Source organism: Amycolatopsis sp. NPDC051102 (genome assembly GCF_040682815.1).
Classification (GTDB): Bacteria; Actinomycetota; Actinomycetes; order Mycobacteriales; family Pseudonocardiaceae; genus Amycolatopsis.
The window spans coordinates 112584-127219 of record NZ_JBFBBT010000011.1 but is presented as its reverse complement, the minus strand read 5'-3'; the positions used below and the strand labels follow the sequence as shown (position 1 = coordinate 127219).

The 14636-nt window shown below is 71.4% G+C and carries 15 protein-coding genes; 7 read left to right on the top strand and 8 right to left on the bottom strand.

What is annotated here, in order from left to right; genetic code table 11:
- Positions 1 to 34: 34 nt before the first annotated feature.
- Positions 35 to 307: a DUF6412 domain-containing protein gene (locus AB0M93_RS28530; RefSeq protein WP_364278386.1), complete on the bottom strand. Its 273-nt coding sequence runs from the start codon at positions 305 to 307 to the stop codon at positions 35 to 37.
- Positions 308 to 376: 69 nt separating this feature from the next.
- On the opposite strand from AB0M93_RS28530, the gene AB0M93_RS28525 reads away from it, so the two are divergent.
- The 4 genes from AB0M93_RS28525 to AB0M93_RS28510 all read left to right on the top strand — a co-directional run bounded on the left by AB0M93_RS28525 (position 377) and on the right by AB0M93_RS28510 (position 3584).
- On the top strand, positions 377 to 1498 hold the full coding sequence (locus tag AB0M93_RS28525; RefSeq protein WP_364278383.1) for a metallophosphoesterase: 1122 nt from the start codon (positions 377 to 379) through the stop codon (positions 1496 to 1498).
- Between the two features lie 84 nt (positions 1499 to 1582).
- Positions 1583 to 2374 carry an alpha/beta hydrolase gene (locus AB0M93_RS28520; protein WP_364278380.1) on the top strand — a complete coding sequence of 264 codons (792 nt, stop codon included), beginning with the start codon at positions 1583 to 1585 and terminating at the stop codon, positions 2372 to 2374.
- Positions 2375 to 2389: 15 nt separating this feature from the next.
- Positions 2390 to 2908 carry an O-acetyl-ADP-ribose deacetylase gene (locus AB0M93_RS28515; RefSeq protein WP_364278377.1) on the top strand — a complete coding sequence of 173 codons (519 nt, stop codon included), beginning with the start codon at positions 2390 to 2392 and terminating at the stop codon, positions 2906 to 2908.
- 28 nt (positions 2909 to 2936) lie between these two features.
- Entirely contained in the window at positions 2937 to 3584 is a 648-nt protein-coding gene (locus AB0M93_RS28510) for an HAD family hydrolase (RefSeq protein WP_364278374.1), read from the top strand.
- On the opposite strand, the gene AB0M93_RS28505 is transcribed toward AB0M93_RS28510, so the two are convergent.
- On the bottom strand, positions 3574 to 4041 hold the full coding sequence (locus AB0M93_RS28505; protein WP_364278371.1) for an NUDIX domain-containing protein: 468 nt from the start codon (positions 4039 to 4041) through the stop codon (positions 3574 to 3576). The genes AB0M93_RS28510 and AB0M93_RS28505 overlap by 11 nt on opposite strands.
- A 112-nt stretch (positions 4042 to 4153) precedes the next feature.
- On the opposite strand from AB0M93_RS28505, the gene AB0M93_RS28500 reads away from it, so the two are divergent.
- The gene (locus tag AB0M93_RS28500) at positions 4154 to 4588 is read left to right on the top strand and encodes a DoxX family membrane protein (RefSeq protein WP_364278368.1); all 435 of its coding nucleotides are present in this window, start codon (positions 4154 to 4156) and stop codon (positions 4586 to 4588) included.
- Positions 4589 to 4609: 21 nt separating this feature from the next.
- Here AB0M93_RS28500 and AB0M93_RS28495 read toward each other — a convergent pair whose 3' ends face one another.
- The 5 genes from AB0M93_RS28495 to AB0M93_RS28475 all read right to left on the bottom strand — a co-directional run bounded on the left by AB0M93_RS28495 (position 4610) and on the right by AB0M93_RS28475 (position 9769).
- Positions 4610 to 5212: an ATP/GTP-binding protein gene (locus AB0M93_RS28495; protein WP_004561734.1), complete on the bottom strand. Its 603-nt coding sequence runs from the start codon at positions 5210 to 5212 to the stop codon at positions 4610 to 4612.
- Positions 5193 to 5564 carry a DUF742 domain-containing protein gene (locus AB0M93_RS28490; RefSeq protein WP_308672787.1) on the bottom strand — a complete coding sequence of 124 codons (372 nt, stop codon included), beginning with the start codon at positions 5562 to 5564 and terminating at the stop codon, positions 5193 to 5195. The genes AB0M93_RS28495 and AB0M93_RS28490 overlap by 20 nt, the downstream gene beginning before the upstream one ends.
- The gene (locus AB0M93_RS28485) at positions 5561 to 5977 is read right to left on the bottom strand and encodes a roadblock/LC7 domain-containing protein (RefSeq protein WP_020640887.1); all 417 of its coding nucleotides are present in this window, start codon (positions 5975 to 5977) and stop codon (positions 5561 to 5563) included. The genes AB0M93_RS28490 and AB0M93_RS28485 overlap by 4 nt, the downstream gene beginning before the upstream one ends.
- A complete protein-coding gene (locus AB0M93_RS28480; RefSeq protein WP_364278364.1) occupies positions 5977 to 8514 on the bottom strand; it encodes a nitrate- and nitrite sensing domain-containing protein in 2538 nt (845 codons plus the stop codon). Before AB0M93_RS28480 ends, AB0M93_RS28485 begins: the two co-directional genes overlap by 1 nt.
- 598 nt (positions 8515 to 9112) lie before the next feature.
- Positions 9113 to 9769: a transcriptional regulator gene (locus AB0M93_RS28475; protein ID WP_364278361.1), complete on the bottom strand. Its 657-nt coding sequence runs from the start codon at positions 9767 to 9769 to the stop codon at positions 9113 to 9115.
- Between the two features lie 197 nt (positions 9770 to 9966).
- On the opposite strand from AB0M93_RS28475, the gene AB0M93_RS28470 reads away from it, so the two are divergent.
- Entirely contained in the window at positions 9967 to 11823 is a 1857-nt protein-coding gene (locus tag AB0M93_RS28470; RefSeq protein ID WP_364278358.1) for an AMP-dependent synthetase/ligase, read from the top strand.
- Here the strand turns inward: AB0M93_RS28470 and AB0M93_RS28465 are convergent.
- Positions 11820 to 12719, bottom strand: coding sequence for an SDR family oxidoreductase (locus AB0M93_RS28465; RefSeq protein ID WP_364278355.1), 900 nt, complete (start codon positions 12717 to 12719; stop codon positions 11820 to 11822). The genes AB0M93_RS28470 and AB0M93_RS28465 overlap by 4 nt on opposite strands.
- 336 nt (positions 12720 to 13055) lie before the next feature.
- Here AB0M93_RS28465 and AB0M93_RS28460 point away from each other — a divergent pair, with 336 nt between their 5' ends.
- Positions 13056 to 14270, top strand: a complete 1215-nt coding sequence (locus AB0M93_RS28460; RefSeq protein WP_364278353.1) for an MFS transporter — start codon at positions 13056 to 13058, stop codon at positions 14268 to 14270.
- Positions 14271 to 14636: the final 366 nt, after the last annotated feature.

Below are 14636 nucleotides of genomic sequence, written 5' to 3'. Positions count from 1 at the left end.
ATGGGGTGAGCGGAATGGCTGCGCTGAAGGGTTCCTACGCAGCCGTGCTGCGGGAACCGGGTGCTCGGGGACGGCTTCGGCCCGGTCTGCCCGGGTCGCGGAGCCGGATCGACTCGGCGCGCCGGGCGCGGCGGCGCAACGCCGTGGTGCGGCTGCGCACCGGCGACGACCACAACGCGAGCTCGGCGCGCTGCGTGCTGCCGGCCAGCAGGACGACCAAGAGGCTCGCGGCGGCGAGGGAGGCGAAGGCGACCAGCGCGGTCGGGCTGGTCAGCGCGGGGAACGCCAGCTCCAGCAACGTGTGCACGGCGCCCCCCTCCTTCCACCACCAGCTTAGCGGAAACGCTAAGAGCCCGATGGGCTGTAACCTGGTTCGATGAGAGGGCAACTCGTCGTCGTGCCGATCCTGGCCATGCTCCTGCTGTTCGGCGTGCCGTGGTGGACGCTCGTCCTGGCGCCGGAGTGGGGCCTCGCCGGCACGATCGCCGGCACAGCCGTGCTGGCGTTGGGCCTGGTCACGATGCCGTTCGCGATGTTCCGCGGCCATTCCCGGCACCAGAGCGACGCCGCCGCCCGCCTCGGCGACTCCCTGCTCGCCGTGATCTGGGTGCTGTTCAGCTGGTCGATCCTGAGCCTGGTGCTGCGGGTCGCGCTGCTCGGCGTCGACGACCCGGCGCGGTCGCGGATCGTCGCGGGCGCCACCGTGCTGATCGCCACCGGACTGCTGGTGCACGGCAACCGCGTCGCCATGCGCGTGCCGCCGGTGAAGGCGGTCGACGTCGTCATCCCGCGGCTCGGGCCGGGGCTCGACGGCCTGCGCGTCGCCGTGCTGACCGACACCCACTTCGGCCCGATCGACCGGACGAAGTGGTCGGAGCGGGTCGTCGCGGCGGTCAACGCACTGGAGGCGGACGTCGTCTGCCACGCCGGCGACCTGGCCGACGGCGCGGTGGCCAAGCGCCGCAAGCAGGTCGACCCGCTCGGCGGCGTCCAAGCGGCGCTCGGGCGGTTCTACATCACCGGCAACCACGAATACTTCGGCGAAGCCCAGGCGTGGCTCGACCACATGGAGGGGCTCGGCTGGGACACGCTGCACAACCGCTCGACGCTGCTCGAGCGCGGCGGCGACCGGATCCTGTTCGCCGGCATCGACGACCCGACGGGCGCCGCATCCGGCCTGCCCGGCCACGGCCCCGACCTGCCCGCGGCGCTGGCCGGCCGGCCAGCGGACGTCCCGGTGGTGCTGCTGGCCCACCAGCCGAAGCAGGTCCGCGAGGCCCGCGAGGCCGGCGTCGACCTGCAGATCTCCGGGCACACGCACGGCGGGCAGATCTGGCCGTTCCACCTCCTGGTGCGGTTCGACCAGCCGACGCTGTCCGGCCTGACCCGGCACGGGCCGACCCAGCTGTACAACAGCCGCGGCACGGGCTTCTGGGGTCCGCCGTTCCGGATCTTCGCGCCCAGCGAGATCACGCTCCTCACCCTGCGTTCAGCCTGATTCCCGCCTCGGCCCGCTTCGGCGGCCACCACCGACAACTTTTTTTGTCTTGACAGCTTACCCCTTCGGGTTCAGGCTGTCCGCATGACGACGACAACCTCGGCCGACGGCACGAAGATCGCCTATACCCGCACCGGCTCCGGGCCGGCGCTGGTCCTCGTCGACGGCGCGATGTGCTACCGCGGCTCCTCCCCCAACGACGCGCTGGCGAAGGAACTGGCCGCGCACTTCACGGTGTACACGTACGACCGCCGCGGCCGGGGCGAGAGCACCGACACGGGGCCGTACACGGTCGCCCGCGAGGTCGAGGACCTGGCCGCACTGGTCAAGGAGGCGGGCGGCGAGGCATTCCTGTTCGGCATTTCCTCCGGAGCGGCCCTCGCCCTCGAAGCGGCCCGCAGTCTCGCCGTGTCGAAGCTGGCGCTGTACGAGCCACCGTTCGTGGTGGACAGCTCCCGCCCCCGCGTCCCGGCGGACTACGCGACCCGGCTCGAAGAAGCGCTGAAGCAGGGGAAGCGCGGCAAGGCGGTGAAGATGTTCATGACCGAAGGCGTCGGCCTGAGCGGCGTGACGGTGGCGTTGATGCGGATCATGCCGTTCTGGGGAAAGCTGAAGAGGGTGGCCCACACGATCCCGTACGACACGGCGGTGGTGGGCGACCACCAGTCGGGCCGGCCGCTGCCGGAAGCTTGGCCGGAGGTGAAGGTCCCGACGCTGGCGATCGACGGCGGCCGCAGCCCGGAGTGGATGCGCAACGGAGTGGCGTCGCTGGCGAAGGTCCTGCCGTCGGCGGAGTACCGGACGCTGCCGGGCCAGACGCACATCGTGAAGGCGCCGGCCCTGGCCCCGGTGCTGACGGAGTTCTTCCTGAGCTGAGGAAAGATGACTCCCATGCGCATCCGGATCCTCGACGCCGACATCACCACGCTCGAAGTCGACGTCGTCGTCAACGCCGCCAACTCCTCGCTGCTCGGCGGCGGCGGGGTCGACGGTGCCATCCACCGCCGGGGTGGTCCCGAAATCCTGGCCGCGTGCCGGAAGCTGCGGGCCGGGCACTACGGCAAGGGGCTGAAGACCGGGCAGGCCGTCGCCACCACCGCCGGCAACCTGCCCGCGAAGTGGGTCGTGCACACCGTCGGCCCGGTGTGGTCGGCCACTGAAGACCGTTCCGGGCTCCTCGCCGACTGCCACCGCAACGCCCTCCGAGTGGCGCGGGACCTGGGCGCCCGGACCGTCGCGTTCCCCGCGATCTCCACCGGCGTCTACCGCTGGCCCCTCGAGTCGGCCGCGGAGATCGCGCTCACCGCCGTCTCCGAAGCCGAACCGGGACCCATCGACGAAGTCGTCTTCGCGCTGCGCGGGGAAGCGGCGATGCTCGCCTTTCGGGCTCGTCACAACTCCCTTGCCTGAACGATCACCCACCGGGCATCGTGCAGGCGTGCCCACCCGCGCCCTGGTCTTCGACTTCGACGGCACGCTCGCCGACACCGAGTCCGCCGTTCTGCAGTCCTGGCAGGAGGTCTTCCGGGAGCACGGCACCGAACTGCCGCTCGAGGCCTGGTACGCCGTCATCGGTACCCAGCACACCACGCCCGCCATGTTCGCCCTGCTCGCCGAACACGCTCCCGGCATCGATCCCGAGGCACTGCGGCCGGTCACCAAAGCCCGCGTGCACGCCCTCCTCGAGACCCTCGGCCCGCGCGAAGGCGTCCACGCCTACCTGGAGACGGCCAAGGAACACGGGCTCAAGCTCGCCGTCGCCTCCAGTTCGTCCGGGGGCTGGGTGAACCCGCACCTCGAACGGCTCGGGCTCGCCGGTTACTTCGACGCCGTCCTCACCGGGGACCTCCACAAGGCCAAGCCCGATCCCGACCTCTACCTCGCCGCCCTCGACGCGCTCGGGGCCGGGGCCACCGAGACCATCGCCTTCGAGGACACCCCGCACGGCGTCACCTCGGCCAAGGCCGCCGGGCTGACCTGCGTCGCCGTGCCGAACGCGATCACCGAACGGCTCGACTTCGGGCAGGCCGACGTCGTGCTGCCGTCGTTCACCGCCAAGCCGCTGGAAGCGCTGCTCAGCCGCTGACCAGCGCCAGCAGCCGGTCCAGGAACGGCAGCTGGCCCTTCACCAGCTTCTCCCGGGCGACCGCCAGCGAAAACCACGCCACCCGGTCGACCTCGGGGAACTCCTGCTGACGGCCCGAGCGCGGTGGCCACTCCATGGTGAACGTCCCGGGCACCACCGCCGCCGGGTCGAGGTCGGCTTCCACCGCCCACGCCGTCACGACCTTGCCGCCCGACTGCTTCACCTCGCCCAGCGGGACGTACTCCCCGGACGGCGCGGGTAGCCCCAGCTCCTCCTCGAACTCCCGCCGCGCCGCCGCCTCCGGCAGCTCGTCCGGGTCGAGCTCGCCCTTCGGCAACGACCACGCCGCCGCGTCCTTCTTCGCCCAGAACGGCCCGCCCATGTGCCCGAGCAGCACTTCGACGTCGTCGCCGCGGCCGCGGTGGAGCAGGAGCCCGGCACTCTGTTTGCCCGCCATCGACCCAGTCTGCCGAAACCCGCCGAAGTTTTTTCCGCGGGGTTGTCGATCCGGGGAGAAGTCACTCGACGCGTAGGCAGAAGGCAAGCAAGCCCCCAGGGAGGAACCCGCAATGACCACCACCATCGCCCGCGAAGCCCGCACCACCGCCGCCCCGGCCAAGACCCAGGTCACCGGTCTCGTGATCGGCGCGAGCCGGATCGTGCTCTCGTTCCTGTTCGGCTTCCACGGCCTGCAGGGATTCGGCTTCTTCGGCGGCATCGACGGCCACGGCGGCGGCGTCCCGTTCGGCAGCTTCCCCGGCTGGTGGGGCAGCGTGCTGGAACTCGCCGGCGCGCTGCTGCTGCTCGTCGGGCTCGCCAGCAGGCCGGCCGCGCTCCTGCTCTCCGGCGTGATGGCCTACGCCTACTTCACCGTGCACGCGCCGATGGGCCTGCTGCCGCTGCAGAACATGGGCGAGCCCGCCGCGGTCTACTCGTGGGTCTTCCTGCTGTTCGCCGCGATCGGCCCGGGCCGCCTCGCGCTCGACAACCTCATCAAGCGCTGAGCGGCACAGGGCGCGGTCCGGCTAGTAGCCGCCCTGGGCGGCCGCGAGGTCGGACCGCGCCATCACGTGTTCCATCAGGCTGGTCAGCACCTGCTTCGTCGACTCCCGCTCGCGGGCGTCGCACAGCAGCAGCGGGACGTCCATGCCGACGTCGAGCGCCTGCCGGACCTCCTCGGTGCCGTAGCGGTACGCGCCGTCGAAGCAGTTCACGCCGACCACGAACGGCAGGTTGCGGCGCTCGAAGAAGTCCACCGCGGCGAAGCAGCTGTCGAGCCGCCGCGTGTCGGCCAGCACGACGGCGCCGAGCGCGCCCTCGGCCAGCTCGTCCCACATGAACCAGAACCGGTCCTGCCCGGGCGTGCCGAACAGGTACAGGATCAGGTCGGGGTTGATCGTGATGCGGCCGAAGTCGAGCGCGACCGTCGTGGTGGTCTTCTGCTCGACGCCGGACAGGTCGTCGACACCCTCGGACGCGGTGGTGATGACCTCCTCGGTCCGCAGTGGCGGCACTTCGCTCACCGAACCGACCATCGTGGTCTTGCCGACCCCGAACCCGCCGGCGATGAGTACCTTGACCGCGGTCGCGGTCAGGTTCCGCCGGGGGTCAGAGTTTCCGGATGCCATCAAGAACCGCCTGCAATACGTGTCGGTTGGGGGTTTCCTGTGCCGGTGCCGCGGTACGGAACAGCACCAGGTTCTGCTCGATGAGGTCGCTCAGCATCACCTTCACCACGGGCAGCGGGAGATCGACCCGGGCGGCCACCTCGGCCACCGAGACCGGCCGCTGGCACAAGGCGATGATGCGCGCGTACTCGGGTTCGAGCATGCCCGCTTCGTGCGCGGTGCGCAGGGCGACCACGAGCGTGATGAGGTCGAGCCCGAGCGTGTCCGACCGGGTGCGGCCGCCCGTGACCGCGTAGGACCGGACCAGCGGGCCGGCCTCGTCGTCGAACCAGGCTTCGTGCCGTGCGCTCATGGCGTGGGCTGGACGCCGGCGCCGGTGCGGGGCGCGGAGGTGAGGACCTGACCGACTCGCTTCACCATCAGGTTCATCTCGTACGCGACCAGCCCCATGTCGGCGTCTTCGCGGGCCAGCAGGGCGAGGCAGGCGCCCCGCCCCGCCGCCGTCACGAACAGGAACGCGTGGTCCATCTCGACCATCGTCTGGCGGACGTTGCCACCGCCGAAGTGCCGCCCGGTGCCGCGGGCCAGGCTCTGGAACGCCGAAGCCACCGCGGACAGGTGTTCGGCGTCCTCCTCGGAAAGGTTGCCCGACCGCCCGATGAGCAGGCCGTCCGAGGACAGCACCACCGCCCGGTCCGCCCCGGCGACCCGCTTGACGAGGTCGTCCAGCAGCCAGTCGAGCTCGTGGGCGCCTGAGTTGACCATTACTCGCGCTCTCCGTACCTGTCGTCGTTCTCGGGAAACTCTTCGTCACGGGCCCGCCGGGTGCCCTGCTGGAAGGCGGACAGCCTGCTGCGGGCGACCTCGGGCGAGTCCAGCCGGACCTCTTCCCGTTCCTGTGCGGGCTTATCTTCCCGCAGCTGGGGGACGAGGTTCTGCTGGCGTCGCCGTTGCGGCAGCGGCGGCCGGCCGGGCGCCTCCGGGCGGCGCGGCTGCTGCGGCCGGCCTTCCGGCGTCGCGGACCGCGGCTCCTGCGGCGGCCACACCGGCTGCTGCGCCGCCGGGCGGGCCGGACGCGAGGTCCGGGCGGGCGGGGCGGGCGGCCGGACCGGGACCACCGGCTGGGCCTGGGTCGGCTGGCTGACCGGCTCCGACACGGACCCGGCCGAGACCGGGATCGGCGCCGACGGCGGCTGCGCCGGGGCCGGCGGCGGCACGGTGACCGGCGGGACGGCCGCGGGCGGCGGCGGGGTCACGGCGGCGGGCGCCGTGACGGGCGGCTCGGTGCGGGCGGGCGGCTCGGTGCGGTGCCGGGCCGGGCGGCGGACCGGCCGCTTGAGCGGCGCGACCTCGTCGTGGGCCGTGGTCTCCGGCTCCACCGGGTTCGGGACGAGCTCCGGCTTCGGCGGGGTGATCGGCTGCTCCGGCTCGGACTCCGCCAGCGGGGCCAGCAGGTCGGTGCGCACCAGCACGATGGCCCGGGTGCCGCCGTAGGCCGACTCCCGCAGGTGCACCTGGATGCCGTGCCGCGCGGCCAGCCGCGCGACCACGAACAGGCCGAGGCGGGGCTCGTCCGACAGCGCCATGATCCCGAAGTCCGGCGGGGCGGCCAGCATCGCGTTGATCTCTTCGGTCTGGTCCGGCTCGAGCCCGAGGCCCTGGTCCTCGACCTCGATCACGACACCCTTGCCGACCACGTTGCCGCGGATCTCGACCCGCGACTGCGGCGGCGAGAACGACGTCGCGTTGTCGATCAGCTCGGCGAGCAGGTGCACGAGGTCGCCGACGACCGGGCCGCGGATGGCGATCTGCGGCAGCACCGCCGTCTTGACCCGGGCGAAGTCCTCGGTCTCGGCGGACGCGCCGCGGACCAGCTCGGCCAGCCCGACCGGGTTGCGCCACTGCCGGCCCGGCTGCCCGCCGCCGAGGATGATCAGGTTCTCCGCGTTCCGGCGGGCGCGGGTGGAGAGGTGGTCGAGCTGGAACAGCGTGTCCAGCTGGTCCGGGTCCTCCTGCTTGCGCTCGGCCTGGTCGAGCACCTTGAGCTGGCGGTGCACGATGACCTGGCTGCGGTGGGCGATGTTGAGGAACACCGCCTTGGTGCCCTCCTTGGTCTTCGCCTCGTCGATGGCGGCCGCGATGGCGGTCTGCTGCGCCTTGTTGAACGCGTCGGCGACCTGGCCGATCTCGTCGGTGCCGTGGTCGAGGAAGTGCCCGCCCTCTTCCAGGTCGACGGGCTCGCCCGCCTGGACCCGGGCGACCAGTTCGGGCAGCCGCACCTCGGCCGCGTCGAGGGTGTCCTCGCGCAGCCGGTGCAGCCGGCCGATGAGCCGGTTCGACAGCCGGACGGCGACGAAGACCACGAAGACCGCGAACAGGACGGCGATCACACCGGCGATCAGCGACTCGGTGAACGTCGAGTCCGCGTCGTTGATCGCGGCCTGGCTCGCGTTCGAGCTCTGCGTGACGAAGATGAGCATCAGCGCGTCGCCGACCTGGCGGGCGGCCGCGCGCCACTGGTCCTGCGCCACCGGCAGCTTCGACAGGTCGCCGCGCAGGAACGCCGTCTCGACCTGGTTCACCGTCTGCCACGGCTGGCTGGCCAGCAGCTGGTCGTACTTCGCCTTGACGTCGGGGATCATCTTCGGCGCCGACGCGTCGAGCTGGGCGTGGTAGGCACCGACCTGGCTGACGTAGGCGCGGAAGTCGTCGTTCGTGAGGCCGCCCGCGGCGAGCCCGGCGGCGGCGAGCGCGTCACTGCGCTGCATCGCGTCGGCCGCGGTGAACAGCGGGATGGCGGTCAGCCGGTCGAACGCGTTCTGGGCGCCGCGCGCGTTCTGCGCGAGCCCGGCCACGCCGTCGGTGAACTGGTCGAACAGCTTGTTGTAGTAGCTGAACGCCTGGCTGATCTGCATCTGGCCGCTGTCGACCGCCTGCCGGGTCTGCGGCAGCTGCTGGAACAGCCCGAAGAACGTGGCGATGTTCTTCTGCACGCTCGCCGGGGTGTTGTCGTAATCGGCGAAGTTGTCGCGGAGGTTCTCGATCTCCTTCGCGGCGGTCGCGTCCGTCTTGGGGCGGACGGCCGCGAGCACGGCACGCTGGTTGCTCTGCCCGGCGAGCAGGCTCAGCGTCGCCTGGCGCTCCTGCTGGAGCGCGGCGAAGAACGGGATCGCGGGGGCTTCCGAGTTCCGGATCCGGCTGGTGTAATCGCGAGCGGTGACCGCGTCGTAGATGAGGTAGCCCGCCAGGGCCACCCCGACCAGCAGAAGGGCCACACTGGGGATGAGCGCGATCGTGAGCACGCGCTTCCGAATCGAGGATCCCCGGTTGCGTCGAAGAGAAATCTGCTTCACCTGGGTCCGTTTTCCTTCCGGCAGTACATGGTTTCGGGTCGCCCGAGGTGGTCTGCACCCGGATTCCGACCAGCCGGATCAACATCACCGTGGTCTGCTTCGCCCGCGACGACGTTAGGCAGCCCTCCAGGGCGCGTCAAGTCCGTGGCGAGAACGTGATCTTGGAACCGTGATCCGTCCACAGTCACTGCCTGCGCTTGGAAAGTCCACCACCGCAAGTCGTGACTTTCGTCGCAGGGCGGCTTTCGTTCCCATCCGGATGTGAGCATTGGAAGCGCTCCCGGTTCCGGCGAGGGCGCCGGCCGGCCCCCGCTACGTACGACAGCGCCGGATCGTTCGGTGACAAACATCACGGCCCAGTGTGGACACCCCCGAAGCCCGGCTTCGTCCGGAGTGGACAGCCCCGGAAAAGCGGAATGGGCAAGATTTCCACACCGGGCCACGGATTCACCGGGGAGAAGGTCGGAAATCCCGGTATTCCGCAACCGCAGCCGGTGGATCACGCTGCGTCCGCTCCGGTACCGGTTCCGCGGGACCGGCGGGCGCGTCAGCCCGGGAACTCGTCGGCCAGCGTGTTCCAGAACAGCAGCTCGTAGCTCTGGAACAGCCGGGCGCAGCGGCGCGCCTCGCGCTCGTCGAGCCGGCGCGCGTCGAGCCCGGCCTGGATCGCGGCGAGCGCTTGTTCTTCTATTTCCGGCACGTCCGCAGCAAAGAAGTCGAAGAACGCGCACTGCTCGTCCGTGAAGCCGTAGTGCGCGCGCATGCCCGCCGCGACGTCCCGGCAATACCGGCCGAAGGCGGAGAAGTTGGCGAAGATCCCGGCCGCGGTCGCCGACGACTCCCCGTTGAGCGCCAGCCAGGCGACGTACGCCGGGTACGCCTGGCAGCCCGCGCGCGGGCGTTCCTTCCCATGGTCCGGACCAGTCGCCGCCAGCAAGCTGTCGAGCATCCCGTTCGCCTGCTGCTCGCCCGGGGCGAGCCCGCCGAAGAAGGTGCGCGCGTGCGGTTCGTCGGCCCGCGCGGCCAAGGCGTGGAAGCTCCGCCAGTCGCTGAGCGTGATCAGCTTCTCCTCGGCGGCGAGCGCGGCGAACACCGCGCGCGGCGCCCGGCCCGCGGTGATCAGCGGCACGAGCCGGTTGTCGCCGTCGCGCGGCGCGAGCCGGGCCTGGATCTCTTCGAGCAGCTCGCGCGCCGACCGCGTCATCGGTTCCCCCTGGCGTCCCGTGGTCCCTCCATTGAAGCGCGGTTCCCGCCCGGACGCCCGTGTACACAGTGGACAGTCGTGGGGACCTGACCGGGATGTCCGGTTCGACGGGGGCACCTGACGTGGCCGCGATTCTCTATCCCCCTGCGTCGGGAGCCCCTACAGTGTGGCCATCCGGAGCTCCGAGGAGGCCAGCGTTGACCACCCCGTCCGTCGCCGAGCAGACCGAAGGCCAGACGATCCCGCGGCTGCTGCACCGCAACGCGGTCGACTACCCGGACCTGCCGGCGATCACCTCGCTCGACATCGAAGGCCAACCGACGCTGAGCTGGCTGGAGTTCCGCACGGCCATCGCCGAGGTCTCCCGCGGGCTGGCCGGGCTCGGGCTCGCCCCGCGCGACCGGGTGCTGATCATGGCGCCCGGCTGCCCGGACCACATCATCGCCGACCTCGCCGCGGCGCACCTGTCCACGATCCCGTGCACCGCCTACGCCACCCTCAGCCCGGACCAGATCCGGTTCGTCGCGCGGCACAGCGCGGCGCCGGTCGTGGTGCTCGGCGGGGAGGACGAGCTGGCGCGCTGGCGGCCGGTGCTCGGCGACCTCCCGGCGCTGCGGCACATCGTCGTGCTGGACGCGGCCGCGATCCCCGAGGGCGACGACCGCTTCCTCTCCTTCGCCGACCTGCGCGCCCGGGGCCGGGAAGCGCTTGCCGCCGACCCGGAGGCGTTCGAACGGTCGTGGCGGGAGATCAAGCCGGACGACCCGCTGTCGATGATCTACACCTCCGGCACCACCGGCGACCCGAAGGGCGTCGTGCTTTCGCACCGCAACGCGATCCACCAGGCGTACGCGGTCACCGAGCTGCACCACCCGCCGATGCACGCGACGAACATCGCGTACCTGCCGCTCGCGCACATCGCCGAGCGCGAGCTGTCGATCTACCTGCCGATCGTCTGGGCCGGGCACGTCCACACCCTCGCCGACCCCTCCGGCGTCGTCGGGGCGCTCGGCAAGGTGCACCCGCAGAGCTTCTTCGGCGTCCCGCGCGTCTGGGAGAAGATGGTCGCCGGGCTCAAGAACATGCTCGCCGGCGTCCCGGAGGACCGGCGCACCGCGCTGCTGCAGGCGAACGAACTGCTGCAGCAGGGCTACAAGCTGCGCAGCGCCGGGAAGCCGGTGCCCGCCGAGCTGGCCGAGAAGATCCGGCAGACCGACGAGGCCGCGCTCGCGCCGGTGCGCGCGCTGCTCGGGCTCGACAAGGTGCTCGTCGCCTCCAGCGGCGCGGCCGCCCTCCCGGTGGAGATCATCTACTTCATCGCCGGCCTCGGCATCGAGATCTGCGAGGTCTGGGGCCTGTCGGAGACGACCGGCGCGGCGACGTCCAACTCCGGCTCGGACTTCCGCGCGGGCACCGTCGGCAAGCCGCTCGAAGGCGTCGAGGTGAAGGTCGCCGAGGACGGCGAGCTGCTGGTCCGCGGCCCGATCGTGTTCCTGGGCTACCTCCAGGAGGACGGCACGATCGCCGACGCCACCGACGCCGACGGCTGGTACGCCACCGGCGACATCGGCACGATCGACGAAGACGGCTTCGTGACGATCACCGACCGCAAGAAGGAACTGATCATCACCTCGAGCGGCAAGAACATCGCGCCGACCCGGATCGAGGGCCTGCTCAAGGAGCACCCGCTGATCGGCCAGGCGGTCGCGATCGGCGACGACCGCCCGTACGTGACGGCCCTGATCGTCATCGACGACGAGATCGCCCCCGGCTGGGCCGCGGCGAACGGCGTCGAGGCGGCACCGGAGGAGCTCGCCGACCACCCGGCCGTGCGCGCCGAGCTGGAACGGGCGGTCGAGTCGGCCAACAGCAGGCTGGCCCGGATCGAGCAGATCAAGCGCTACCACGTGCTCCCGAAGACGTGGACGCCCGAATCCGGCGAGCTGACCCCGACGCTCAAGCTCAAGCGCCGGGTCATCAACGACCGCTACTCGGCCGACATCGAAGCCCTCTACGCGGCCACCCGCGACCCGGAGCCGGCCGCCGGTTCCTAAGCCGTGCGGGGCGAGGTCGACTCCGTCCACTTGCGAAGCCGCGGCGGGACGCGCTTCTCCAGGCCGTAGTTCTCCAGGTGGGCGGAGAACACTTCGTCGAACGCCTTCTGCACGGTCTCGGTGTCCCACACCGGCCGCTCGAGGATCGGCTGCTTGAGGAACGGCTGGCCCATGACGTGCAGCTGCGGGCCGTTGCACCGGATCATCTGCCCGGTGATGCCGTGCGAGCCCGCGCCGAGCAGGAACAGCACGACCGGCGCGATCCGCGCCGGCGTGCGGTCCGGCGGGCAGGCGCGCAGGGAGCGTTCGGACTTCCACACCATGCGCGTGTGCGCGAGCGGGCAGACGGCGTTGACGCGGATCCCGACGTCTTCGAGGTCGAGCGCCCAGGAGTAGGTCAGCGACGCGACCGCGCCCTTGCTCGCCGCGTACACGCCGAGCTTGCGCTGCCCGAGCGAAGCGCCCGAGGAGATGTTGACGATCGAGCCGCCGGTGCCCGCGTCGACCATCGCCTTGATCGCGGCCAGCCCCGTGTTCACCACGCCGAGGACGTTGACCTGGACGAGTTCCCGCGCCTGCTCGGCGTCGTCCTCCCAGGGCAGCGCCTCGTAGTTCAGCCCCGCGTTGTTGACGAGCCCGTCGATCCCGCCGAACTCCTTGACGCACAGGTCGACGATCTCCTGCGCCTCGCCCGCCTCGGCCACGCTGTGCCCGCTGGCGACGGCGCGCCCGCCGTGCGCCCGGATGTGCTCCGCCGTCCGCTCCGCCAGCTCCGCGTCGACGTCGTTGACCACCACCGCCCCGCCCGCCCGCGCGACGTGCACCGCGAACGCCTCGCCCAGTCCCCGCCCGGCCCCGGTCACCACGACCGCCTTGCCCTGCATCAACCCGTCCATCGTTCTCCCCGATCTACGGCGCCGGCGGCGCGCGGTCCGTCCACCCCGGCCGGCTCTGTGTCCAGTCTTCGCCCATTCGGTCCAACCCGGCATCGGCGCCACGACGAGCGGCCGCCGCCTTGCGCCGAGCGAGCCTGGTTCGATCAGCCCGGAGGTACTCGCGGGCCGGTCACGAGGGGGTGACTGGCGGCCGTTCCGGTGACACCGCGGCGTGACCGGCGGCATACTGTCAGTGCTTTCCGGTGGTGGACCGTGACTCCGCCGGACGGGGTCGTCACTGGCGAGGCACAATGCGCACGGTCCATCTTCACTCGATCGGGGGACGGCGGTGACGAGGTGACGACGCACGCGACACCCCGGCTCCGGGCCGTCCTGGCCAACCACGAGTTCCGCGCGCTGTGGTTCGCCGAGACGCAGTCGATGCTCGGCGACCAGCTCACGATCGTCGCGCTGGCCATCCTGATCTTCGACCGGACCGGGTCGCCGCTGCTGTCGGCGGTCGTCTACTCCCTGACGTTCCTGCCCGCGCTCGCCGGCGGGCTCGGGCTGTCCCAGCTCGCCGACCGGTACCCGCGGCGCGCGGTGCTCGCGACCGGCTCGTTCGCGCAGGCCGTCCTGATCGGACTGATGGCCGTGCCCGGGATGCCGATGGGCTGGCTGTTCGTCCTCTTCGTCTTCGCCCGGCTGGCGAACGCGCCGTGCAACGCGGCGCAGAACGCGCTCGGCCGCGAGATCTTCGCCGACGACGACGTCTACCTGCAGAGCCAGGACCTGCGCGGGATCACGAACAACACCGCGATGCTGGCCGGCCTGGCCGCCGGCGGCCTGCTCGTGACGGGCATCGGCACGTCGTGGGCGCTGGCGATCGACGCGCTGACGTTCGTGATCGCCACCGTCGCCGTGCGGCTGCTGGTGCTGCGGCGGCCGGCCGCCGGGGCGGGCGGCGCCCCGTGGTTCGGCGCCGTCCGGCAGGTTTTCGGCGACGAACGGCTGCGGGTGCTGCTCTACCTGTCCTGGCTGGTCGGCCTCGCGGTGATCCCGGAGGGCCTGGCCGCGCCGCTCGCGGCGCAGCTGGGCGCGGGTGAGCAGGCGGTCGGCTGGCTGCTGGCCGCCGACCCGCTGGGCTTCGTCGTCGGGACGTTCCTGCTCTCGCGGTTCGTCTCGACGGAACACCGGCGCAAGCTGCTGGGTGTGCTGGCCGCCCTGCCGCTGGCCGCGCTCGCGGCCTTCGCGCTGAAGCCCAACCTGGCGGTCGCGCTGGTCCTGCTGGCGCTGGCCGGGGCGACCGGCGCGTACGTCATCACGGTGACGGCCACGTTCATCACGTGGGTGCCCAACGACATCCGGGGCAGCGCCGGCGGGCTCTACCGGACGGGGCTGCGGGTCGCGCAGGGCGTGGGGGTGGGGATCGGCGGGCTGGTCGCGCAGGGCCTGGGATCGGCGAACGCGACCATTGCGCTCGCGGGGGCGGTGGGACTGCTCGTGGCCGTCCCGGTCGCGTTGTCCTGGCGCCGGGTCGGGAGTGCGGAACCGGGGCCGGGGCCGTCATGAACGGGTTTTCGCGCGGGATTCAGCAGTCACGGTTCGACATCGGTCGCCACCTCTCCGTGCAGGGCAAGATCATGAATGACATTCAGCTGGGGACGGCGAGCAATTCGCGTCCGAGTCAGCCGTCGCGGTTCGACATCGGGTCGCCACCTCCGTCAAGCGAAGCACGAACAAGCGATTGAGCCGCGTTCGACGGTCAGTTCGACCACGAACGCGGGGTTCTGTTGGTGAAGGATGATACCCGGCCACGGAATGCGTCAACACTCTGGCAGGTACCGATGAGATTACTCAAGACCGGAGCTAGGCTGGAAAGGAGGTGACCAATTGCATCCCGGACCAGACGACGACCCGGCCGCCGCCGACGGCGGG

Bases quoted from the DNA above. Each gene is read 5' to 3' on its own strand.
- AB0M93_RS28465 (WP_364278355.1), bottom strand. From the start codon at position 12,719: ATGGACGGGTTGATGCAGGGCAAGGCGGTCGTGGTGACCGGGGCCGGG.
- AB0M93_RS28495 (WP_004561734.1), bottom strand. From the start codon at position 5,212: ATGGCATCCGGAAACTCTGACCCCCGGCGGAACCTGACCGCGACCGCG.
- AB0M93_RS28485 (WP_020640887.1), bottom strand. From the start codon at position 5,977: ATGGTCAACTCAGGCGCCCACGAGCTCGACTGGCTGCTGGACGACCTC.
- AB0M93_RS28505 (WP_364278371.1), bottom strand. From the start codon at position 4,041: ATGGCGGGCAAACAGAGTGCCGGGCTCCTGCTCCACCGCGGCCGCGGC.
- AB0M93_RS28500 (WP_364278368.1), top strand. From the start codon at position 4,154: ATGACCACCACCATCGCCCGCGAAGCCCGCACCACCGCCGCCCCGGCC.
- AB0M93_RS28475 (WP_364278361.1), bottom strand. From the start codon at position 9,769: ATGACGCGGTCGGCGCGCGAGCTGCTCGAAGAGATCCAGGCCCGGCTC.
- AB0M93_RS28525 (WP_364278383.1), top strand. From the start codon at position 377: ATGAGAGGGCAACTCGTCGTCGTGCCGATCCTGGCCATGCTCCTGCTG.
- AB0M93_RS28520 (WP_364278380.1), top strand. From the start codon at position 1,583: ATGACGACGACAACCTCGGCCGACGGCACGAAGATCGCCTATACCCGC.
- AB0M93_RS28515 (WP_364278377.1), top strand. From the start codon at position 2,390: ATGCGCATCCGGATCCTCGACGCCGACATCACCACGCTCGAAGTCGAC.
- AB0M93_RS28490 (WP_308672787.1), bottom strand. From the start codon at position 5,564: ATGAGCGCACGGCACGAAGCCTGGTTCGACGACGAGGCCGGCCCGCTG.